Source organism: Arthrobacter sp. PAMC25564, assembly GCF_004798705.1.
GTDB lineage: Bacteria > Actinomycetota > Actinomycetes > Actinomycetales > Micrococcaceae > Arthrobacter.
Map to the genome: position 1 here is coordinate 2,102,798 of NZ_CP039290.1, position 22,060 is coordinate 2,124,857.

At 65.6% G+C, this 22,060-nt stretch carries 20 protein-coding genes, 2 tRNA genes and 4 pseudogenes; 16 read left to right on the top strand and 10 right to left on the bottom strand.

Annotated elements, in window-relative coordinates:
- Positions 1–94 precede the first annotated feature (94 nt).
- Both E5206_RS09725 and E5206_RS09730 read right to left on the bottom strand, forming a co-directional pair.
- On the bottom strand, positions 95–811 hold the full coding sequence (locus E5206_RS09725) for an ATP-binding cassette domain-containing protein (RefSeq protein WP_240689619.1): 717 nt from the start codon (positions 809–811) through the stop codon (positions 95–97).
- Between the two features lie 207 nt (positions 812–1,018).
- On the bottom strand, positions 1,019–2,407 hold the full coding sequence (locus tag E5206_RS09730; protein ID WP_136322317.1) for a hypothetical protein: 1,389 nt from the start codon (positions 2,405–2,407) through the stop codon (positions 1,019–1,021).
- 347 nt (positions 2,408–2,754) lie between these two features.
- On the opposite strand from E5206_RS09730, the gene E5206_RS09735 reads away from it, so the two are divergent.
- The 4 genes and pseudogenes from E5206_RS09735 (at position 2,755) to E5206_RS09750 (ending at position 6,062) form a co-directional block, all read left to right on the top strand.
- Positions 2,755–2,826, top strand: a tRNA-Gln gene (locus tag E5206_RS09735).
- Between the two features lie 129 nt (positions 2,827–2,955).
- Positions 2,956–3,028 (top strand) — tRNA-Glu (locus tag E5206_RS09740).
- A gap of 135 nt (positions 3,029–3,163) precedes the next feature.
- Positions 3,164–4,622 (top strand): annotated as a pseudogene (locus E5206_RS09745) (dynamin family protein); the annotation flags it as partial.
- A gap of 222 nt (positions 4,623–4,844) precedes the next feature.
- Positions 4,845–6,062: pseudogene (locus E5206_RS09750) on the top strand (IS110 family transposase).
- A gap of 121 nt (positions 6,063–6,183) precedes the next feature.
- Here the strand turns inward: E5206_RS09750 and E5206_RS09755 are convergent.
- From E5206_RS09755 to E5206_RS09775, 6 genes and pseudogenes are all read right to left on the bottom strand, one after another.
- A complete protein-coding gene (locus E5206_RS09755) occupies positions 6,184–6,666 on the bottom strand; it encodes a hypothetical protein (protein WP_136322318.1) in 483 nt (160 codons plus the stop codon).
- On the bottom strand, positions 6,647–7,174 hold the full coding sequence (locus E5206_RS09760) for a hypothetical protein (RefSeq protein ID WP_136322319.1): 528 nt from the start codon (positions 7,172–7,174) through the stop codon (positions 6,647–6,649). The genes E5206_RS09755 and E5206_RS09760 overlap by 20 nt, the downstream gene beginning before the upstream one ends.
- A gap of 194 nt (positions 7,175–7,368) precedes the next feature.
- Positions 7,369–7,713: an ATP-binding protein gene (locus E5206_RS19815; protein WP_346763442.1), complete on the bottom strand. Its 345-nt coding sequence runs from the start codon at positions 7,711–7,713 to the stop codon at positions 7,369–7,371.
- A gap of 13 nt (positions 7,714–7,726) precedes the next feature.
- Positions 7,727–7,785: pseudogene (locus E5206_RS19820) on the bottom strand (hypothetical protein); the annotation flags it as partial.
- A gap of 493 nt (positions 7,786–8,278) precedes the next feature.
- Complete coding sequence (locus tag E5206_RS09770; RefSeq protein ID WP_136322320.1) at positions 8,279–9,730, bottom strand: Mu transposase C-terminal domain-containing protein; 1,452 nt, start codon at positions 9,728–9,730, stop codon at positions 8,279–8,281.
- Positions 9,727–10,314: a recombinase family protein gene (locus tag E5206_RS09775; protein ID WP_136322321.1), complete on the bottom strand. Its 588-nt coding sequence runs from the start codon at positions 10,312–10,314 to the stop codon at positions 9,727–9,729. Before E5206_RS09775 ends, E5206_RS09770 begins: the two co-directional genes overlap by 4 nt.
- A 286-nt stretch (positions 10,315–10,600) precedes the next feature.
- Between E5206_RS09775 and E5206_RS09780 the strand changes: the two genes are divergently transcribed.
- The 4 genes from E5206_RS09780 (at position 10,601) to E5206_RS09795 (ending at position 14,009) form a co-directional block, all read left to right on the top strand.
- Positions 10,601–11,746: a hypothetical protein gene (locus tag E5206_RS09780; RefSeq protein ID WP_136322322.1), complete on the top strand. Its 1,146-nt coding sequence runs from the start codon at positions 10,601–10,603 to the stop codon at positions 11,744–11,746.
- A gap of 52 nt (positions 11,747–11,798) precedes the next feature.
- Positions 11,799–12,941, top strand: coding sequence for a hypothetical protein (locus E5206_RS09785; protein ID WP_136322323.1), 1,143 nt, complete (start codon positions 11,799–11,801; stop codon positions 12,939–12,941).
- 238 nt (positions 12,942–13,179) lie between these two features.
- Positions 13,180–13,791, top strand: a complete 612-nt coding sequence (locus tag E5206_RS09790) for a recombinase family protein (protein WP_136322324.1) — start codon at positions 13,180–13,182, stop codon at positions 13,789–13,791.
- Positions 13,792–13,829: 38 nt separating this feature from the next.
- Complete coding sequence (locus E5206_RS09795) at positions 13,830–14,009, top strand: helix-turn-helix domain-containing protein (protein WP_240689621.1); 180 nt, start codon at positions 13,830–13,832, stop codon at positions 14,007–14,009.
- Positions 14,010–14,050: 41 nt separating this feature from the next.
- Here the strand turns inward: E5206_RS09795 and E5206_RS09800 are convergent.
- Positions 14,051–15,299: pseudogene (locus E5206_RS09800) on the bottom strand (IS256 family transposase).
- A gap of 19 nt (positions 15,300–15,318) precedes the next feature.
- Here E5206_RS09800 and E5206_RS09805 point away from each other — a divergent pair.
- From E5206_RS09805 to E5206_RS09815, 3 genes are all read left to right on the top strand, one after another.
- Positions 15,319–16,695 (top strand): Mu transposase C-terminal domain-containing protein, encoded by a 1,377-nt coding sequence (locus E5206_RS09805; RefSeq protein WP_240689623.1) that lies wholly within the window; start codon positions 15,319–15,321, stop codon positions 16,693–16,695.
- Positions 16,692–17,504: an AAA family ATPase gene (locus E5206_RS09810; protein ID WP_136322325.1), complete on the top strand. Its 813-nt coding sequence runs from the start codon at positions 16,692–16,694 to the stop codon at positions 17,502–17,504. Before E5206_RS09805 ends, E5206_RS09810 begins: the two co-directional genes overlap by 4 nt.
- Positions 17,505–17,613: 109 nt before the next feature.
- Positions 17,614–18,243 carry a recombinase family protein gene (locus E5206_RS09815; RefSeq protein ID WP_136322326.1) on the top strand — a complete coding sequence of 210 codons (630 nt, stop codon included), beginning with the start codon at positions 17,614–17,616 and terminating at the stop codon, positions 18,241–18,243.
- 284 nt (positions 18,244–18,527) lie between these two features.
- Here the strand turns inward: E5206_RS09815 and E5206_RS09820 are convergent, their stop codons facing one another.
- The gene (locus E5206_RS09820) at positions 18,528–18,998 is read right to left on the bottom strand and encodes a MarR family winged helix-turn-helix transcriptional regulator (RefSeq protein WP_136322327.1); all 471 of its coding nucleotides are present in this window, start codon (positions 18,996–18,998) and stop codon (positions 18,528–18,530) included.
- An 85-nt stretch (positions 18,999–19,083) separates the two neighbouring features.
- Here E5206_RS09820 and E5206_RS09825 point away from each other — a divergent pair, with 85 nt between their 5' ends.
- The 5 genes from E5206_RS09825 to E5206_RS19280 all read left to right on the top strand — a co-directional run bounded on the left by E5206_RS09825 (position 19,084) and on the right by E5206_RS19280 (position 22,049).
- Positions 19,084–19,455, top strand: a complete 372-nt coding sequence (locus E5206_RS09825) for a DoxX family protein (protein ID WP_168709310.1) — start codon at positions 19,084–19,086, stop codon at positions 19,453–19,455.
- A gap of 164 nt (positions 19,456–19,619) precedes the next feature.
- Positions 19,620–20,189, top strand: a complete 570-nt coding sequence (locus tag E5206_RS09830) for an NADPH-dependent FMN reductase (protein WP_136322329.1) — start codon at positions 19,620–19,622, stop codon at positions 20,187–20,189.
- A 57-nt stretch (positions 20,190–20,246) separates the two neighbouring features.
- Positions 20,247–20,879, top strand: a complete 633-nt coding sequence (locus E5206_RS09835; protein ID WP_136322330.1) for an NADPH-dependent F420 reductase — start codon at positions 20,247–20,249, stop codon at positions 20,877–20,879.
- 312 nt (positions 20,880–21,191) lie between these two features.
- Positions 21,192–21,791 (top strand): NAD(P)-binding domain-containing protein, encoded by a 600-nt coding sequence (locus E5206_RS09840; RefSeq protein WP_091252634.1) that lies wholly within the window; start codon positions 21,192–21,194, stop codon positions 21,789–21,791.
- Between the two features lie 117 nt (positions 21,792–21,908).
- Positions 21,909–22,049: a hypothetical protein gene (locus E5206_RS19280; RefSeq protein ID WP_168709311.1), complete on the top strand. Its 141-nt coding sequence runs from the start codon at positions 21,909–21,911 to the stop codon at positions 22,047–22,049.
- Positions 22,050–22,060: the final 11 nt, after the last annotated feature.

Genomic DNA, 22,060 nt, shown 5'->3' on the forward strand with positions numbered 1-22,060 from the left:
CCGGGAGCCGAGCAGCGCAGCGGGCTGCAGGAAGGGGAGGCGGCCGCCGGGGTGCCTGCCCCTTCCCCGGGATCCAGCCGGGTCCGGACGGGTTTCACTCCGCATTCTTGCCATGCCGGTGTTCCTCCGGGTGGACGGTGCCAAGGCCGGCTCCGGTGGAGGCCAGGAAGACGTCGTCAAGGGTGGCTTCGGGCCCGAGGCCCCGTTTAAGTTCGGCGGGCGTGCCGAGACCGTGGATGAGGCCGTGGTGCATCATGGCGATCCGGTCGCAGTGTTGATCGGCCTCGTCCATGTAATGGGTGGTCACCAGCACCGTCATCCCGGTCCTGGACCGCACATCCTGGATCCGGCCCCAGACGGCGGCGCGTCCGATCGGGTCCAGGCCGATGGTCGGCTCATCGAGTATAAGGAGCCGCGGCGCGCTGACCAGGGCCTGGGCCAGCTCCAGTCGACGGACCATCCCGCCGGAGAGGGTGTTCGCCCTCTGGTCAGCGACCTCGGCCAGTCCGACGGAGTCCAAAGCGGAACCGACCACACGGCGCCGTTCCCTTCGCGGCACGTCGAACAGCCGCGCGAAGAGGGCGACGTTTTCCCTCGCCGTGAGGTCGGCGTCGGCCGAAGGCTGCTGCGGCACATAACCGATCAGGCGCCGCACCTGGAGCTTGTGCCTGGCTACGTCGACGCCGAACACCTCGATCGAGCCGATCCTGGTATTCAGAAGAGTGGTGATCATGCGGATGATCGTGGTCTTTCCGGCCCCGTTCGGTCCGAGCAACCCGAAGATCGTTCCCGCCTCCACGTCAAGATCCACCCCGCCTACGGCGACAGTGCTTCCGAAGCTGTACCTTACGTTTCTGCACCGGACTGCAGCGACTGTTTCCATGTTGGCCCACTTTCCGAAAGCCGCCACTACGTTTCCAGCCTTCCCTCGCGCCGCTTCACCGGCCAGTGTCAAAGGTCCCGTCCGTGGCCGCCATGACTGCGCCCTCCCACAGTCTTCGGATAATCAGTTCGGCGCCTACTTTCCTTCCAGTACGTGGCGCCGGTTCCTGAGGACCAGAAAAGCAGCGACGGAGCCCAGTCCCAGCGCGCCCACGAGCCCCAGCGCCGTTGCCGCGTCGGACTGCCCGACCACGTTCGACGGCGAGACCGCGGCGGCGGAGGAGTACAGGGTGCCGGTACCGTCCGCGATCCGGGCGTTGCCGTCCGCCAGCTTGTCCGCGCCCGTGGCCAGCTGCAAGGATCCGGATGCCAGCTTGGTGTTGCCCGCAGAGAGCTCTGACGCACCGGAGGCGAGGGCCTGGGAGCCGGTGAGCAGGCCGGGATTGGTGGGATCACCGGGATCGCCCTTGATGCCGGCGTTCAGCGCTACCGTGCCGTCGGCCAGCCGGGAGCTGCCCTCGGTCATCGTGGCGGCGGCCTTGAGCAGGCCGGGGTGTTCGGGATCCCCGGGGACCCCGTCCATGCCGATGCGGATCTTGGAGGTGCCGTCCGCGAGGAGCTGGGTGCCCAGCACAACACCGGGGCTGTTGGGGTCCCGGCTGTTGAGCTTGCCGGCCAGGGTGGCGAAGCCCGCCGTCAGCTTCCCCGTCCCCGCATGCAGCTGGGCGGCTCCGGCCTGCAGCCGGACCGCGCCGCCCTGCAACCGGGTCGCACCGGCGTCCAGCTTCTGCGCACCGGCTGCGATCCTGGCGATCTTGTCCTTGACGACGGCCAGGGGGACCAGCCCCTGCACCGGGTCTGAGGCCGCAGCCTGCAGCAGCTCCAGCGCCTGCGCGAGGGCCGCGGTACCCGTTCCTGCCTCGGGGTCACTGTTGGCGCCCCGGTAGCCCTTGAGTTGGGCGGTGCCGGCCGCCAGCTCACCGGTTCCGTCGGCGAGCTGGGCCGCGCCGCCGTCGAGCCTGGTGGCGCCGTCGGCCAGGTTGTTTTCGGCATTTCCCGCAGCGGTGGGTGTCAGTGCTGCGGAGAGCTGGACGGCTCCGGCAGCGAGCTTCCGGGCGCCGTCGTCGGCCTTGTACACCCCGGGGGCGAGCTTGCTGTTGACATCTGTTGCAATCCTGACGGCGCCTTCGGCCAGCTTGCCCGCGCCGTCCTGCAGCTTGTCGGCGCCGGGCGCAAGCTTGTCACTGATGCCAGCGTGGATCTTTTCCGCGCCGGCGGACAGTCTGCCCGCGCCGGTATCGGCCTGGCCCGCACCGGTGGCGAGTTTGCCGGCGCCGTCCCTGAGCTGTTCGGCGCCGGCGGATGCCTGGCCGGCTCCTTCCTTGAGTTTGGCCGAGCCCTCCGTGATGCGTCCGGTAACGAGGGTGTAGAAGCCCAACAGTGCGATAAGCAGCAGGGCAAGGATGGCGATGGCGAGATGTTGGGTAGGGGTCCGGGTCTTGCTGGCGGCACGACTCTGTGACACGGATGGTTCCTCTCGACGGTCCTGCCGGCAACGGTTCTGCTGCCGGCCACCCCCAAAGTGTGGTGTGGCTAACATTCGGAAATAAGCGCAATGCCGCCCGCAGCGGGGTGGGGGAGGGGTTGTTACTCATTGGTAACTTACCGAGCGTAAACTTTCCGGCACCGGGTTGGCAAGGGTCTTCCGGGTGCGGCGCCGGGTGCGGGGTGATGCCGGTGGCCCGCTGGGCCGCGTACGGCCGGATCAAACCGCCGATTTGTGCGCGGCTAAACTCTCGGGTAAAGTAATTACTCGTGCTGAGGCGCCGGGAGCGCTGGTTTAGACCTGCGGATCCGGCCCGAAAGTTCCATTGGGATATGGTGTAATTGGCAACACTACGGTTTCTGGTACCGTCATTCTAGGTTCGAGTCCTGGTATCCCAGCTCTGAAATCCGCGGAATTCCGCGGCTGATCAGGGGTTTTGAACCGGCTCGTCCGATTTGAAACACTTGCTGAGTGTATGAAATAATCACTTGGCTTGGACAGCAGAAATGCCGTCCTGGAAAGTACGCGGCCCCATCGTATAGCGGCCTAGTACGCTGCCCTCTCACGGCGGTAACGCGGGTTCGAATCCCGCTGGGGTCACAGCTGAAGCGGTCCCGGGCATTGAGCCCGGGGCCGTTTCCCGTTTCCGGGACAGTTGCCCGGAACTGGAACAGTCCGGCAGCCGGCGGCCGCACAGCCGGCGCCCCGGCCGCGCCCAACTGGCATGATGAAGCTGTGAGCCCCAAAGAGACCCCCGGGAACCAGCCGCCGGCACCGCGGTCAAACGCCGCCGTCGAACTGCTGCAAGCCGTCCACCGGGACCTCGCCGCGACGGCCTTGCCGCTGGCCCTCCCCGGCGCGGACGCCGCGCGGCTGGATATCCGCAATGCTCTCGCCCAGCTCGATGACTACATCCTGCCCCGGTTCCGCAGCCTTGACGCACCCTTGCTCGCCGTCGTCGGAGGCTCCACCGGCGCCGGGAAATCGACCCTGGTCAACGGGCTGGTGGGGCACACCGTCACCCGGGCCGGGGCCATCCGGCCCACCACCCGCCACAGCCCCTCCTGCTGCACCACCCCGACGACGCGGGCTGGTTCGAGGGCCGGCGCGTCCTGCCGGGCCTGAGCCGGATCCGCGGTACGGTGCTGGACGCACCGCCGCCACCCCCACCGGGCGGGACTGCCCCGGGGCCGGTGCCGTCTCCTCCCTCGTGCTGCTCGCCGACACGGCGGTGCCCCCGGGAATCGCGCTGCTGGACGCTCCCGACGTCGACTCCATCTCCGATGACAACCGGAAGCTGGCCGGCCAACTGCTGGCGGCGGCCGACCTGTGGATCTTTGTCACCACGGCCAACCGCTACGCCGACGGCGTCCCCTGGCGGCTGCTGTTGGACGCTGCCTCCCGCGACATCATGGTGGCCGTCGTGCTGGACCGGGTCCCGCCCGCAGCCGAGGCCGAAGTCAGCGCCGACCTGCAGACCATGCTCGGCCGTGGGGGCCTCGGCGCAGCGCGGCTTTTCGTGGTGCTGGAAGCCGCCCTGGACGCGACGGGGATGCTGCCGCCTGCCGCCGTCGAGCCGTTGCAGCTCTGGCTCCGGGAACTCGCGGCCGATGCCGCCGGACGGGCGGACATCGCCCGGCGGACCCTCAACGGCACGGTAAAGGCGCTGGGCAACCGGGTCGGGGCCGTGGCGCAGGCGGCGGACGCCCAGCGTCGCGCAGCCGAGGTCCTCGCGACGGATACCGGCGACGCGTACCGGGACGGCGTTGCAAGGATTCTGGAGGCCACCCGCGACGGCGCGCTCCTGCGGGGCGAAGTGCTGGCGCGCTGGCAGGACTTCGTCGGCACCGGGGAGTTCTTCCGGGCCCTGGAACAGAACATCGGGCGCCTCCGGGACCGCATGGGCGCCTTCTTCCGGGGCGAGACGACGCCCGCGGTCCGGGTGGAAACCGCGATTGAAACCGGGCTGCAGGCCGTGATCATCGATGAAGCCGCCAACGCCGCGGAGCGGACCGACCAGCGGTGGCGTTCCGATCCGGCCGGCCGGCAACTGTTGGGTGGCGATGACCTGTCCGGAACATCCGCGGGCTTCGGCGACAGGGTGGCCGGCGAAATCCGGGCACGGCAGGGGAGCCTGATGGAACTCATCCGGACCGAGGGGCAGGGCAAACGCCCCCAGGCCCGGTGGCTGTCCTTATGGTGTTGTCGGGTGGTTCCGTGGCCGTTGTAGGGTCGTGGCTACCCGGGGGAGGCGGGTATGGCTTTGGTTGCTGTGCCGGACGGGCTCGTGACGGCTTCGAAGGATTGGCCGCCCGCCGCCCCGCGATGACCCGACCGCTGATTGAGAGACGCGACATGATCGCCGGATAAGGACACGACGGCGCGGTTATCTGCCGGGTTCGACCCGTACGACAGATTGGAGGCTGTTTTGGCGAAATTGTGGGCCGGTATCGATGCTGGCAAAGCCCATCATCACTGCGTCGTGATCGACGCCGAGGGAACCCGGCTGCTCTCGCAAAAATACCCAACGATGAACCGGCCCTGCTGGAGCTCATCGCCATCGTCCTGAAACTCGCCGGACGGGGATGAGGTTATCTGGGCGACGGATTTGAACCACGGCGGCCCGGCGCTGCTGATAGCGATGCTCGTCGCCCACGGCCAGGACATCCTCTACATCCCGGGCCGGATCGTCCATCACGCCTCCAAGCTTTACCGCGGAGAGGGCAAAACGGACGCGAAAGACGCTGCCGTGATAGCGGATCAGGCCAGGATGCGCCGGGATCTGCAGCCGCTGCGGGCAGGGGATGAGACCAGTACCGGGCTGCGGATCCTCACCGCCCGGCGGGCGGACAAATCCGCGGACCGGGTCCGGGCGATCAACCGGCTGCAGGCCCAGCTGCTCGAATACTTCCCGGCGCTGGAGCGGGCCTTTGACTACAGCCGCTCCAAAGCAGCACTGCTGCTGCTCACCAGACACCGCACCCCGGACGGGATCCGCCGCACCGGCCAGGCCAGGCTGCAGGCGTGGCTGAAGAAACAAGGGGCCCGATCCTCCGCCGCGGTCGCCCGGGCCGCCGTGGACGCGGCGAAATCCCAGCACACCACCGTGCCCGCGCAGCACCTCGGGGAGCTGATCGTCGCCGCCCTCGCACAGGAGATCATCACCCTGGACAAGGAACTGGCCGACCTCGATGCCCTGATCGGCGAGAAGGTCACCGAACACCGGCACACCGCGTCCCTGCTCAGCATGCCCGGCTTCGGACCCGTCCTGGTCGCTGAGTTCCTCGGCGCCACCGGCGGAGACCTCGCCATCTTTCAAACCGCGGACCGCTTCGCCGGCGTCGCCGGACTCGCCCCGGCGCCCCGGGACTCCGGCAGGATCACCGGCAACCACCACCGCCCCCGCCGCTACGACCGGCGGCTCCTGCGCGTGTTCTATTTGTCCGGGCTCTCCGCCCTGAAATCCTGCCCGGCCTCCCGGAGGTACTACGACCGAAAACGCACCGAAGGCAAAACCCACATCCAGGCCATGCTGTCCCTGGCCCGGCGCCGCCTGAACGTCCTCTGGGCCATGCTCCGCGACGGCACCACCTACACGCCGGTCCCGGCGACGGCAGCGCGGTTTGCCGCCTGATCCGCCTCGGGCAGCAAACGTCATCGGGGATCATCGGTGTTCCGCGCTTCCGGGCTTCTTAGCGCTGCAGGGATGTTGCCGAGGTCTCCTGTGGGGACTGATGCTGGCGTCGGCTAAGGAATCACGACTCTCGTGCGCTTGGTTTTTCCTCATCAAGGGCATAGAGGCTGACGACACGCCCTGTAAAGGGGACAAACCAGGAGGATAGATCGAGATTAGCCATACCAAGGTGTGCGTAGTCGGGGTCGCTGGCGATGCCGTCCAGCGACGGGTCGTAGAGCGTTTCATGATCTAAGTCCTCGAACAGAGAGTCCTCGGCCCAGGATCGCCAGTTACTAGCCAGAGGCAGTTCCGGGTACAGCTCGCCGAGCGTCTCGACGCCGTCGAGGACCAGTCGAAGGGCTATTTCCTGGGCAACGCAGGTTGGAGACCGGAAACCTGCAACGAAGGAAGTGCCAAGGTCCACGGTTACGGTCAGGAACTTCTGCGCGAAAAGTGCGTTGTAGCGGGTTCGGTACAACGGAGGGAGATCATCGATCCGAAGAGTCTCGCTGACCGAACCAGACTCCCGGAGTACGCAGATGTCATCGTACGCAGATGTCATCGAAAAGTTCGTCCACGAGCGTATTGCAGGCCCACGCCATGGCGCCGGCCAAGGCTGTTGCCTCACGAAGTGATCGGGCTCGCTGGTCGGGATGGGTTTCGCTTTCGTCGTACCCCAGTCGTTGAAGGCTTAGCCCGGGTACCTCGCTAAACGACTTAAGAATGTCCTGAATGATCTCGTCATCACTCCGAGGCGCCTCCTTTCGGGAGGCAGCTATTGTCGGGACCACCCCGTCCGTTTCCGCAGAATCGGGGACTTCTTCCGCCCACCACGTGGCTCCGGTTGCGACAATCCCGGGGATGTCATCGACGAGCCTGTCGGGGTCTACTACCAACTGCAAGGCAGGGGCGGCACCCTCTCCTGCCTGCGAAAGAGACTCGGAAGCTTCATCTGGATCGTCTGCGAAGTTCTCTCTGACCCAGTCCTGGACGTAGGCATCGAGCTTCCGTGGATCCTCAATCTCTATGTCCAGCTCGACGTGTAGCTTCACTTCGCGTTGATCCGTCATGAGGACAACCTACCTGCACACCCGCCCACAGGATCAGTACCAAGGCAGAAGTAGAGAAACCACCTGACGGGTTGTCTCGAAAAGCAACAGCTTTCTAAGACACTGATCTATGGTCAAATGAGCCGGCCGTGTTGTCATTTTCCTGTAATTCTCCGCGGTATTTGGCGTGTATTTCGCGGCGTTATATGGCGCGGTCAGGTGCCGATGAGCAGGGTTTCGCGGGCTGCTTCTACGACTTCCTTGGTGATGCTGTTGAGCTGGTTGATGTCGCGGATGCGCGTGATTTGGGTGAAGAGGCGCTGGATGAGCCGGAAGTTGCCGTTGGTGATTCGGGCGACAGCGGCGATGGCTTCGGCGTCGGTGAAGTCCTGGGGGTCGATACTTAGGCCGAGTTCCTGCCAGCGGTTCGTGAGGACGAAGGTGAGTTCCTCGGTGCCGAGGGTTCGGTAATGGTGGGCGAAGCCGATGCGGCTGTAGAGCTGGGGGTAGCGGGCGAGGCGTTTTTCGATGCCGGGCATGCCGATAAGGATGACGCCCATGGTGTGGCGGTCGTAGTAGTCCCGGACTTGCTCGAGGGCCGGGGGTTTGAGCCGGTCGGCCTCGTCGATGATGAGGAAGTTCGGTCAGGCCGGATGCCCGGGAGTCGCGGTGCTCGAAGACGTCGATGTTGCCTTCCCGGGCGTATTCGGCTGCCCAGGAGATTCTTTGGCAGATCCGGGGTAGTTGCCGGTCGATCTCTCGGGGGCTGATGGTCACGGTGGGGGTCCAGAATGCTGTTCTGGCTTCGATCACGCAGGCAGGGACGGGCTCGGTGTTGGTTTGACCGGTCCGCTGCCATTGTTCCCATTCGGTCGCGCCGGCGTAGGCGCGTGCGGAGAGGGTTTTACCGACGCCGGGCGGTCCGTAGCAGACGCCGATGTGGCGGTTGGTGCGTACTGCGGTGGCGAATTCGGTGAAGCGCCGGTGCTCCTTGGTGATGAGAAATGCAGGCGTGTCGGGCGGGACCGGTGGCGGGGCGGCGGAAATCTCGCCGAGATTGTTGAAGAGGAAGCGGCGTCCGTCGTCATTCTCATCCTTGGCGGTCATGGGCGTTCCTCTCATGGGTCAGTCTTCGGCGTAGGTGCGGAGCCGGTGCTGTTTGGGATCCGCGGATTGCCCGCCGGTTTCTGCAGGTTCGGCGGGTGCCGGCGGCGCGTAGCGGTCGTCGGCGGGGAGGGCATCGGCGAGGCTGAGTTTGGTGCGCAGCTGTTTCTTCAGTTCGTTCCGGCGTGCTGATCTGGCCGCCTTGAGCTGCTTGAAGGTGACAGAACCGGCGGCGAGTTCCGGGGCGATGGCGCGGCAGAGGAACGTGTCCTGGTGCCAGACGCGGATCTCGGCCATGTCCCGGGGGTCGTAGCGGATGGTGACGGTCTCGCCGACGTAGGCGGAGAGTGTGAGGTCCAGGTAGCGCAGGCCGTTGAAGTGGATGCCGTCGCGGTGGACGATGCGCTGGTGTGCGACGGTCAGGAGCAGGAGGTCAAGGTCCTCGGGTCGGACGGGCATTCTGGGGATCCAGCCGCCGGCCTGCCAGCGTGCGGCGGGGACCTCTCCGGTTTCGGAGTGCGTGCGTTGGTTGTATTCGTCAACGATGAACTGCTCGAGCGCGGCGTCGAGCTGCTCGAGGGTCATCGTCGGTGCCGTCACCGGCGTCCCGCGGGTGCCGTGCGGGATGAAACCGGGCAGATGCGGCAGGAGTTCGTCGGTGATGGTGCGGTAGAACCGCTCTATCTTTCCGCGGCCCTGCGGCACGCCTGGGAGGGAATGGATGAGGCGGATGTGGGTGTCTAGGCAGACCCGTTCAAGGTGGGTGCTGGTGAAATCTGCGCCGTGATCGCTGTAGAGGAGATCGGGCAGACCCATGACGGGCCAGGCCGGATGCTTCTTGCGCTGCACGGCCTGGTGAAGGGCCAGTGCCGTCTGGAGCGCGGTCGGCGCACCGGTGAAGACGGTGTAGCCGGCGATGGCGCGGGAGTAGTCATCGAGTACGACGGTCAGCCACGGGCGTGCGCGGGCGCCGGCGGCGTCGACGATCTCGATGTCCAGCTCGGTGTGGTCGCACTGCCATTGCTCGTTCGCGCGGCTGGCTGTGCGCCGGTAGACCAGCTCGAACCGGTCCCGGTACGCGGCGTCGCCTTCGAGGGCGATGGTGCGCAGTCCGGGATCGATGGCGGAAACGATCGCCCGGACCGTCGAGTAGCCGGGGGCCGGGATGCCGCGGTCGATCGCGACGTCACAGATCCGCCGGTGGATGAACGCGATAGTCGGCGCCGGCCGGCGGAGCGCGAGGCCTTCGATCGCACCCACGATTTCGGGCGGGAGCGAATGGCTCCCGCGGTCCGAGCGTGGCTGGCGGCCAAGGTCCGCGACCGAGCCGCCGGCGCGGAATCCTGCCGTCCACCGTTGCAGGGTGCGGAGGGGGATGCCGGCCTGGCCGGAGATCCTGGCGAGGGGAACACCGTCATCGAGGTGCTGCCGGAGCAGTGCCGCCCGGTCGTCGGCCGACAGCCGATGCTTCATGACCGGCGGTCTTCGGCCGCCTGCCGGTGGCGGTAGAGCGTCGCGCGGCTCCAGCCGACGAGCCGGGCCGCGTCCTCAGCGGTGCGTCCCTTCGAGCGGGCGTCCGACGCGATCGCGAGCTTGTCGGCGATGACGAGCGGGTCGGACAAGGGTCGGCCGAAGCGGGTTCCGCCCTGCCGAGCCGCGGCGATGCCCGCGTTCACGCGTTCGACGATCAACTCCCGCTCATACTCGGCAAGGGTCGCGAGCATGTTGAGCATCAGGCGGCCCGACGTTGTTGTGGGGTCAATGCCGTCCGAAATGGACCTCAGGAGCACACCGCGCTCCCGCAGCAGGTTCACCGTGTTCAACACATCGATCAAGGACCGGCCGAGCCGGTCCACCCGCCACACGACGACGGTGTCACCCGGCTCAACATACGCGAGGAGCTTTTTCATCCCGGGCCGCTCAATAGCGGCCTTGCTCCCGGAAGTGACGTCGGCGAACACATCGCGTTTCTGAACCCCGGCATCGACCAGTGCATCGAGCTGCAACTTCGCGTCCTGGCCCGACGTACTCACGCGCGTATACCCGAGATGTCTCACCCGGCCATTGTGCCTCAGAAACCCCCGGACGGCACCCGCCTGAGACGATCCACGGTGAGACACCTTTACAAGACACAGGGCGGCCCGGCAGGACGCCGATTCCTTCGACCCTCCCTGTGACTGTTCGTTCGGAATGGCGGTTTTTTCACAGCTCGGTTTGGCGGTTTGGCTGGGGCTGAACGGCGAGGGTGGAGCGGGCTGGTTCGAGAGGTTTCCTCGAGTATTGGGAGTGGAATGGGGTATGTTCGCCGGAGAGCGGTAGTACCGCGTGAACGAGGGGGATCGTATGCCGGAGCCCGGTGTCGAGGTTGTATGGGGCGCTCTGGAGCGGGCCTTACGGAAGGCCGGGCACGACGAGCTGTGGCTCCAGTTCCGACCCCGCGGTTCGAAGGATGTCTTTGACGCGGTCCAAGCCGCGGTCCAAGTTGCCAACCAGGAGGTCGAGGACGCCGGGTGGGGCGATGAAGTGTTCACCGAGGGAGTCTCGGACTCCGACGCCGGACCGGTGGCGCTGATGAGCAGGGTGGGCACCGAGGAGGGCGTGCGCGCCTGGTTTGCTGTCTTCGCCCGGCATTTACAGGCCCTGGGGCTGTCCGGGAAGGTCACCGCCGCGCCGACGGCGTTTTTCCCGGACTGGCTGAGCGGCGAAGTCCGGCTGCCGAGGCAGCTTACGGCCTTTGTTTCCTACCAGACCAACGATCTGGCTCTGCTGGATGCAGACGAAGAGCGGCGTGCCTGGCATGTCCCGGCCGCACTGACGGCGAAGGTGGCCGATGCCGCCACGGCGTGGGGCCGCTTCAACGGCGCGGATGTGTACCTGCAGCGCTACATTCACCAGACCCGATCGAAGAACCCGGACGTGGGGTCTGCCCTGGCGGGCGCGGCCGCGAAATTCGCCATGGCTCGTGTGACCTACCTGCGGTCTCAGCCCCGCCGGCTGGCCTGGGCGTCGCTGGGCACCCTGGGCCGGACCTGTTACGGGGTCATGGACGACACGGTGTCCTGGCAGGTCCGGCTGGCCCAGGTCACCCGGGCCATGGCCGCGTTCCCCGCGGACACCGATCTGGCGTTCGTGCAGTACAGCAATCCCCTCACCAGTAGTTGGCAGGCACTTTCCACCGCCAGGCCAGCGCCGCCCTACGTGAAGGAAAGCGACATCCGCTACAACAGGCACCTGAATAAGCAGTACATCCCTGACGCGCACGGGCTGCAGCTCCTCACCGACGCACACCTGGCAAACGCGAACAATCTCTCCGACTGGATCATCGAGCCTCTCGGCGAAGGAAAGCACCTCGTGCAGGCCAAAGACCTGGAGTCCTGGTACGCCACCATCGACCCGGACCCCGAAACACTGGCAAAGGCGCGCGCCGACTTCGGAGGCATGATCCTGACCCCGGAGATCATCGCGGCCAACCCGCCACCCTGGCGCTGACCAATGGCCACGGCTCAATATCGATAGCACCGCGTGAACGAAGGGGGATCGTATGCCGGAGCCCAGTGTCGAGGTTGTGTGGGGCGCGTTGTCGAGGGCGTGGCGGAAGGCCCAGTACGAGGAACTGTGGCTGCAGTTCCGGCCCCGCGGTTCGAAGGATGCCTTTGACGCCGTCGCGGCTGCGGTCCAGGTCGCGAACCAGGAAGTCGAGGATGCCGGGTGGGGCGCCGAAGTCTTCACGGGGGGGCTCTCGGATTCCGATGCCGGACCGGTGGCGCTGATGAGCAGGGCCGGCCCCAAGGAGGGTGTGCGGGCCTGGTTTGATGCCTTCGCCCGGCATTTGCAGGTCCTGGGGATGTCCGGGAAGGTCACGGCGGCGCCGCAGGCGTTTTTCCCGGACTGGCTGAGCGGCAAAGTCGAACTGCCCCGACAGCTCACCGCGTTCGTGGCCTACCGGACTGATGATCTGGCGCTGCTGAATGAGCAGGAGCGCAGAAGGAGCTGGTACGTCCCGTCCGAACTGACGGCCAAGATCGCTGACGCCGGCGCGGCGTGGGGCCGCTTTGACGGTGCCGACGTCTATTTGCTGCGCAACATCCATCGGGTCCGGACGAAGAATCCGGACGTTGGGCCGCCGCTGGCGGACGGCGTGGCGAAGTTCGGACAGGCTGGTGTGACCTACCTGCGGTCCGAGCCGCGCCGGATGGTTTCGATGTCGTTGGGCACTCAGGGCCGGGCCTGCTATCAGGTCATGGACGACACGGTGCCCTGGCCGGACCGGCTGGCCCAGGTTGTCCGGGCCCTGGTCGCGTTCCCCGGGGACACCGATCTGGCGTTCATACAGCACAGCCACGTCTACCCCTATTGGAGCGATCTTTCCACCGGCAGGCCCCTGCTCCCCTACGTGGACGAAACCCAGATCTTCTACAACAGGCACCTGTATGCGCAGTACATTCCCGACGCGCACGGGCTGCAGCTCCTCACCGACGCCCACCTGACACACGCAAACGACCTGTCCGACTGGATCATCGAACCTCTCGGGGCAGGAAAGCACCTCGTGCAGGCCAAAGACCTGGAGCCCTGGTACGCCACCATCGACCCGGACCCGGACACACTGGCAAAGGCGCGCGCCGACTTCGGAGGAATGATCCTCACGCCCGAGATCATCGCGAACAACCCGCCGCCCTGGCGCTGACGAATAGCCGAAGCTGCGATCCCTCAGACCTGGCTGAGGCAGCTTCAGAATCAGCGGAAGCTCGTTGGCGAGTGCCTGGTCGGGACTTTCTCGGTGTGCGGGAAACGACCGTTTCCGCTACAAACCGACAGTTACTTCCAAAAGATTCGATGCACCCCGATTTTTTGTAGCTAAACCCAGTGCCGTTTTCTATGTGCCGGTTCTTCCCCCGGTCGACGGGTATTGGTACGTTTGGCGCATGGGTCATCTTCTGGGCTATGCCCGTGTGTCGACCGGGGACCAAGACGCGGCCCTTCAACAGGACGCGTTGAAGGCTGCCGGCTGTTACCGCATTTTCGCCGACACGGCTTCCGGGTCCCTGGAGTCCCGTCCCGAACTGACGAAGGTCCTGGATCAGCTCCGACCCGGAGACACCTTGGTCGTGTGGCGGCTTGACCGGCTCGGCAGGTCCATCCGGCATCTGATCGACCAGCTGGCCGACCTCCAGGAGCGGGGCATCGGATTCCGTTCCCTTCAAGAAGCGATCGACACGACCTCATCGGGCGGCCGGCTGGTCTTTCACGTTTTCGCGGCGCTGGCGGAGTTCGAACGGGACCTGATCCGGGAGCGAACGAACGCCGGTCTTCAGGCGGCCAGGGCACGAGGACGCGTCGGCGGCCGGCCTGCGCTGCTGACCAAGGACAAGCTCCGGACCGCCCGCCGGATGTATGAGCAGAAGGACATGACGGTGGCCAAGATTGGCGAGGTTCTCGGCGTCAGCCGCACCACCGTCTACCGGGCACTGCGGCGCGAACCGGCCCCTGCTGCGGGACGGCGGCAGTCAACCGCAACCAAGAAGACCGTCCGGTGACAGGCGGAGGCAGCACCCCGAACGGTGACGCTGCCTCCATGCCTGAACACACGGCGTTCTTGCGCTGGCAGATTTTGCGCCGGCATGTCGAAGACGGTGTGCCGTTGAAAACCCTCGCGGCGCACGAAGGCATAGGACTTCGGACGCTTCAGCGTTGGCATGCTGCCCATAAACGTCACGGCATCAACGGGCTGGCGGCAGCGGTTACGTCCCGCTGAGTGGTGGAGTTTTCTCGACACCGTGCAGGTCAGTTATTTGATTATGCTGCCGTGAGTTCGGGGAGCAAAATCGCCTCCTTTATCGGCGTGGCGGGTGTCGTGTTCATGGCCTTGAGTTCGGCCATGGAGGCCTCGGAGAGGTAGCGGCGGTCGCCGGCTTCCCATTCGTCGTGTTGCTCGACGAGGACCGCGCCGGCGAGCCGGAGAAGGGCTGCCGGGTTGGGGAAGACCCCGACGACGTCGGTGCGTCTTTTGATCTCTTTGTTGACTCGTTCCATGGGATTTGTGGACCAGATCTGGCGCCAGTGTCTGGCCGGGAACCCGGTGAACGCGAGGACGTCGTCCCGGGCGTCGCCGAGCATCGCGGCGACCTTAGGGTGGGATTTGAGGAGCATCCGGGTGACTTCGTCGAACTGGGTGTTCACGTGTCCGGCGTCGGGCTGGGCGAAGGCGGTGCGGATGATCGAGGCGACCATGTCCTGGGATCCCTTCGGCACGGTCGAGAGCACGTTTCTCATGAAATGCACGCGGCAGCGCTGCCACGCCGCGCCCTGGAATACCGTGCCGATGGCTTTCTTCAGCCCGCTGTGGGCGTCGGAGATCACCAGCTTCACCCCGTCCAGCCCGCGGGCCTTCAACGACCGCAGGAACGCGGTCCAGAACCCCTCGTTCTCGCTGTCGCCGACGTCGAAGCCCAGGACCTCCCGCCGCCCGTCCGCGGCCACGCCGAAGGCGACCACGACTGCCTGGGACACGACGCGGTGCCCGACGCGGGCCTTGCAGTAGGTGGCGTCCAGGAACACGTACGGGTAGTCCATGGCGGAGAGGTCGCGGTCCTTCGAACGCGCCGACCTCGTGGTCCAGATCCTCGCAGATCCGGGACACTTCAGACTTGGAGATCCCCGTGCCGGCACCGAGGGCCTTGACCAGGTCATCGACCTTGCGGGTGGAGACGCCATGCAGGTAGGCCTCCATCACGACCGCGTAGAGGGCCTGATCGACGCGGCGGCGGCGTTCCAGCAGCGCCGGGAAAAACGACCCGTTCCGCAGCTTGGGGATCTTCAGGTTCAGGTCCCCGGCGGTGGTCGTCAACGTCCGGGGCCGGGACCCGTTGCGTTGGGTAGTGCGCGTCTCGGAGCGTTCGAAGGGGGCGGCGCCGATGAACGCGGTCGCCTCGGCCTCGATGAGCTGCTGGTACAGCGTTTCGGTCGCGGAGCGGATCCGGTCGGAGACATCGGTGAGTTTCAGTTGGCCAAGCAGGTCAAGCAGGGCAGACTGGTCTAGAGCCATCGTGTGTTTGTGTCTTTCTGTGAGTGACTTTGATCGGTACTCACTGACCATCGCACGATGGCTCACTACGTTGCCGGAGCAACGCGCAACTGCGGAGATCTACACCATTCCGCGGGACGTAACCGCGGCAGCAAAACGCCCGACCGCTCAGCGCAGGACCGACCCTGAACTGGTTGCGCTCATTGAGGGTCTGGCCCTGGTGAAACCTGCCCTTCCGGTGGCCCTTATCGCCCGCAAGACCAACCGGGTCGCTGCCGGTCACGGATGGCGAGCCCCTTCGTACAGCACCGTCCGGTCCATCACCGCCGGCCTTGATCCCGGCATGAGAACGCTCGCCCAGCAGGGAACGGCCGCATACCGGGACACCTATGAACTGGTATGGCGGCACCGCGCCGAGCGGCCGAATGCGATCTGGCAGGCAGACCACACCGAACTGGACATCCTCGTGCTGGACGCCAACCTGAAACCGGCCCGTCCTTGGCTCACCACGATCCTGGACGACTACTCCCGCGCGATCTGCGGCTACACGATCTTCCTCGGGGCACCGTCGGCCATGAACACGGCCCTGGCGCTGCGGCAGGCCATCTGGCCCAAGGCCGGGGCTGGTTGGCCGATGTGCGGGATCCCTGACGTCCTTTACGTTGACCACGGATCTGACTTCACGAGCAGCCACCTGACCCAGACCGCGAAGGACCTTCACTTCGAAATCACCTACTCCACGGTCGCGAGGCCCCAGGGGCGGGGCAAGATCGAACGGTTTTACGGCACCGTAAATACGGAGCTGCTGGCCGAACTGCCCGGGCACCTGATCCGCGGCCACACCCAGCCGCCACCGGCAATGACCTTGAAGGAACTCGATAAAGCCGTTGGCCGCTTCATCACGGAGGACTACCACCAGCGCGAGCACCCGGAGATCAAGGCGACCCCGCACCATGCCTGGACCGGCGACGGCTGGCTGCCCAGGCTGCCGGCGTCGATGGATGAACTCAACTTGCTTCTGCTGACCGTGGCCAAACCCCGGATCGTCCACCGTGACGGCGTGCACTTCCAAGGACTCCGGTACGTCTCACCCCTGTTGGCCGCCTACGTTCGCGAACCCGTCACCGTGCGCTACGACCCGCGGGACATCACCGAAATCCGGGTCTTCCACAAGAACCAGTTCATCTGCCGGGCCGTGGACCCTGACCACGAGACCTCAACGATCACCCTCAAGGACATCCAGGCCGCACGATCGGCCCGCCGCCGCGAACTTCGCGGACAAATCAACCAGCGTATCGCCGTGGTCGCCAGGCATCTGCCTGACCTGGCACCCGTCAGACAGGGCCCGGCCCCCGAGGCGACGGAGCGGCCAGAGAAGCGTCCAAAGCTCCGCACCTATCTGGAGGACGACCGATGACAGGGCAAGGCTTCATCGCCACGAAGGAACACCGCAGATTCGTCGAGTTCGCCGACGCGGTGCGCCGGCAGCACACCATCGGGATCTGCTACGGTCAAGCCGGCATAGGCAAGACCCTCTCCGCCAGACGCTACGCCAACTGGCACAAGGCGCAGAAGCTCCTGGAGGAGTGGGGACCGCGGGAGGATTCCGACCACCTCGTCTATGCCGCACTCTCCCGCTCCCGAACCGTCTTCTACACCCCCGCCGTGCTCACTACACCCAAACAGATCCACGCCGACCTCGAGCACATCAGCACCCGCGTCTCGATCTGCGTGGACCAGCATCTGGAGAAGATCGGCAAGAAGACCGGCTGCCCCGCCGGTATGAGCAAGCATGTGGAGCTGCTCATCATTGACGAATCCGAGCGGCTCAGCGCCACCGCCCTGGAACTATTGCGCGACCGCTACGACCGCGACAACTTAGCCCTGATCCTCATCGGCATGCCCGGCATCGAAAAATGGTTCAGCCGCTACCCCCAGCTCTACAGCAGGGTCGGATTCGCCCATGAATACCGTCCCCTCGAACAAGAAGAACTGCATTTCGTCCTGCAGCGCCGCTGGCACAAACTCGGACACGCCCTGGACCCCGAAGACTTCACCGACGCTCAGGCCATTGCCGCGGTCGCCCGCATAACCAGGGGAAACTTCCGCCTCATCGACCGGCTCTTCACCCAGATCGACCGCGTGATGAAAATCAACGAGCTCAACATCATCACCGACGACGTCATCGAAGCCGCACGTTCAACACTTGTCATCGGCATCAGCTAACCGCCAAACCGCACCGGCATGCGCAGTACCGGCACCTGGTCCACCTCGAAGACGGACACGAGATCCGGAAACGTCAGAACCCAATTACTCATCCGACAAGCGGGGCGATGTGGTAACCATTGGATATGTCAGGGTCAGCACTGCAGAGCAGACTGCCGAGCTTCAAACATCCGCGCTGAAGGAAGCCGGCTGTGACCGGATTTTCGCAGATCATGATGTGAACGGCACACGGGCCGGCAGAGACGAGCTGGACAACATACTTGACCACTTGCGCCCCGGGGACGAGTTGGTGATCTGGAAGCTGGACCGGTTGGCTCGCTCCACGAAAAAGCTGCTCCCGTTCATCGAACTCCTGGACGCGAAGGGCGTGACATTCCGCTCCCTGACCGAGGGCATCACCACCACTGGCCCAAACGGCAAGGCCATGCTGACGATCCTGACCGCTCTGGCACGGCTCGAACGTGACACGACAACCGAGCGGACCAAGGCAGGCATGGCCTTCGCGGCAGCCCATGGGCGCCACGGCGGACGACCTGCCATCACAGCGGAAAACGCGGCCGTGAAACGCGCCCACGAACTCAAAGCATCAGGGCTCAAACCCGCCGACATCGGTAAGAAAATCGGGCTCAGCCGGGCGACAATCTACCGCTGCCTGAACATCGGACGCGACGAACAGGCCTCACCGCAGCTGAATTCACCACCCCAATCTGAAGTCGATGCCGAGCAACGATTTCATTGACTGGCCAGGCCGACGACTCGAGCTTCGACCGTCCTAATGACGCCAATCGAACCTCGAAACCGCCATCTTGAACTGCGATTTAACCGCCATTCTGCGCTAACAGTCACACCTCCCCGACACGAAGTCCGTGTCTCGAAAAACTGTTGGTTTTTGAGACAAGGTATTGGCGCATCTCACGTGCAGGTCAGTGAGGCAAGCCGTGCACTCCGTCTTCTGTAAGGGCGGGGCTTTCGCCGGCAAGTAGCAGTCGGTTCTGAAACTCTGCATGGAGGTAGCTGCGGTGCTCATGATTCCTGTTCGAGTTCTGCCAGTCGGGCCCGCACCTGGTCGCCGAGCCCGCAGATCAAGTCGAGCTGCTCCGGGGTGAGGTGGTCGATCAGAACCTTGCGCACGTCCATCACGTGCGGCGCGGCGGCAGCCTCGATGACCTCGCGACCTTGCGGTGTGATGACCACGACGGCGCCGCGCTGGTCCGCCGCGCAGCGTTCACGGCCCACGAGACCGCGCTTTTCCATCCGGGTCAGATGCTGCGAGAGCCGGCTCTTCTCCCAGCGCAGAACGTCGCCTAGCGCAAACGCCCGCAGCCGCCCGTCCGGCGCCTCCGACAGGTGGGCCAGCACCTCGTAATCGGCGCTCGACAGACCGCTGCGCTGGCGCAGCTGCCGCTCGATGTACTGGGACAGATCGGCCTGCATCGTCATCAGGCTGCGCCAGGCACGCTGCTCCCGGTCGTCCAGCCAACGTTGATCACTCATATCTGTCACGTTACCCCATGGTTGACATGTTAACCATTCAACGCCTACGATTTGGTTAACACATAAACTACCTGGAGGTTTTGCCGTGACCATCACAGCCATCGTTCTCAGCGCTCTGCTGGCCCTCGCCGCACTGGGCGCGGGCATCCCGAAGATCAGGCTCAAGGGCGATATCCCGCGCCAACTGCAGGAACACATGGGCGCCAGCGCCTCCCTCACCCGGTTCATCGGCCTGGCCGAGGCCGCCGCGGCGATCGGACTGGCGGTCGGAGTCTTCTGGCACCCGCTCGGTATCGCGGCCGCTGCCGGCCTGGCCGTCGTGTTCGCCGGAGCGATCGCCTACCACCGCCGCGCCGGCGACTACGCCAACCCCAAGACCCGGGGCCCGGCGATGGCCCCGGCCGTCCTGGGCCTGGTCTCCGTGGCAACCGTGGCCGCCTTGTCCCTGACTGCATAAGCCACGCGCCCAGCCGAACCCGCGCCTGTCGCAGGCGCAGGTTGCCAGGCCGGGAGGCAGATCGCTCCGCCGCCCGGCCCGCCCCGCTCCACACAGAGCCCCTCACCCTGAACCAGCACCGTCCGCCCGGACGCGTGCCTCACCAAGCAGCACCAGGAGACGCCATGTCAATCCACATCCTTGCCCTCGTCGGTTCCGTACGCGCCGGATCACACAACGGCCAGCTCGCCCAGGCCGCCGCCAAGCTCACGCCTGAGGGAGTCGAGCTGTCCATACAGGAAAACCTGGATCAGGTGCCCTTCTATAACGAGGACCTCGACAGCGAGGGGAGCATCCCGCAGCACGCCGCAGCGCTTCGGGAGTCCGCCGCGCGTGCCGATGCCCTCCTGCTCTTCGTCCCCGAGTACAACGGCACCATGTCCGCCGTTCTGAAGAACGCCATCGACTGGCTCTCCCGCCCCTACGGAGCCGGCGCCCTCTCCGGAAAGCCCGTCGCCGTCATCGGCGCCTCGGGCGGCCAGTACGGCGGCGTCTGGGCACACCAAGATGCCCGGAAGGCAGCAACAGCTGCGCAGGCCAACGTGCTTGAGGACATCACCCTCTCCATTCCCGACTCGCTGACACGGTTCGCCGACACCCACCCGCTCGACGACAGCGAGATCGCCACCGAACTCAAGTCCGTCGTCGTCCGCCTTGCCCAGGCGGCCGAACGCGCTACCGCAGCGCACGTCTGACCGACTCCCACCCCGTTACACAACTTCAGCTTCGACTATGAAAAGCAGGCACACATCATGAGCAGCATCAGTATCATCGGTCTCGGAACCATGGCCCGAATTCTCGGCACCCGGGCGGTCGCTGCCGGCCACAGCGTCCAGGTCGTCGGCCGTGACGGTACCAAGGCCGCCGCCCTGGCCGGGGAACTCGGCGGCAACGCCACAGCAGGGACGATCGCAAGCGTCGCGCTCACCGGTGACATCGTCATCCTGGCTGTGCCGTACGCCAGCGCCTCATCCATTGTCAGCCAGTACGGGGACGCGCTGACCGGCAAGGTCATCGTCGACATCACCAACCCCTTCGATCTCACCACGTTCACCGCGCTCGTCACCCCCGACGACAGCTCGGCCGCACAGGAGATCGCCAAGGCCGCCCCTGCGGGCGCGCATGTCGTCAAGGCGTTCAACACGCTCTTCGGCGGCGTCCTCGCGTCCGGTGAGGTCGAGGGCCGCCCCCTCGATGTGCTCATCGCCGGTGACGACGCCAACGCCAAGGCGTCCGTGTCCTCGTTCGTCGAGAGCCTCGGACTGCGCCCGCTGGACACCGGTAACCTAAAGACCGCGCACTGGTTGGAAGGAGCGGGTCTGCTGCTTCTCGGTCAGGCCCAGCGGCAGAAGAACTTCTCCCTCAGCATTAAGTTTCTCGGCTGAACGCACGTCAAAGCGCCGCTCCCGATCCGGATCGGCCGAGACAACAAGGGAGTAACGGGCCCGCGGGACCAGATGGACCAATCCGGCGACCGGTGCGGGGACTCGATCTCTAAGATCGAGTCCCCGCAAGCCCCACCCCTCGACCCGATGCCGCACAGGCGGCGAGTGACGCAACCGCTCACAAGGCGGGCTCCCGGCCAGGCCCCCGGCCTTCTGCGACACAGATCACACGCTCATATGCCGACTCACCGCCCCCCGGCACGCACGGATGGCGGTGGGCCGGGCAGCCCCAACCAGCGAAGGAACAAGCCCATGAAGTTCGGAATGGTAGGTGCGGGAACGCTCTCCCGCGCCATAGCCGGTCACGTAGTGAAGGCCGGTCACGACGTGGTCTTCAGCAACAGCCGAGGCCCCGAGACGCTCAAGGACGTTGTGGACGCCTTCGGGCCGCACGCCTCCGCCGGCACCATAGCAGAAGCGGGTGCCGCTGATTTCGTCGTCCTCGCCGTCCCCTGGACAAAGGTCCGGGAGGTGGTGGGTAACTTACCTGCCCGCGAGGGGCGGATCGTCATCGATGCCACCAACCAATGGGCGAGTCTGACCCCCACGTTTGTCGCGGACAAGCTCGACATCGGAGGCAGCGAACTCGTCGCCTCACTGATCCCCGGGGCGCACGTCATCAAGGCTTTCGACAACATGTATGGCCCCTATGTTGCCGCCGACCCCATCACCGCAGCCGGCCGCCGGATCCTTTTTTACGCGGGCGACGACCAGAACTCCAAGAAGCTCTTCCGCTCCGTCGTCGAGGGCTTCGGGTTCGCCCCCGTCGACCTCGGCCCGCTACCGATGGGCCGCCTGATGCAAGTGGACGGCGGACCCCTGACCGGCCTGCACGCCATCCGGGAGGGCTGACAGCGAGTACGACACCCGCTCCGGAACGCCTCACATTCCGGAGCGGGTCAAGTATCTTCCGGCAGGAATTTGCCGAAATCAACCATCCCTGGGCCGGTTCCGAATTCCTTGCCCGGATTGAGGTTACTTGTTGATGCGGGTCCGCTCGCAGCCGGACTCGTCGTCCAGTTGGGCACCGCGATTTTCAACGGCAGCCGCGCGGCGGAGCAGTTGCGCTCCGCCTGGCTGCGGACCGGGAACCTGCCGCGCCTGAACTAACGCTCAAGCGA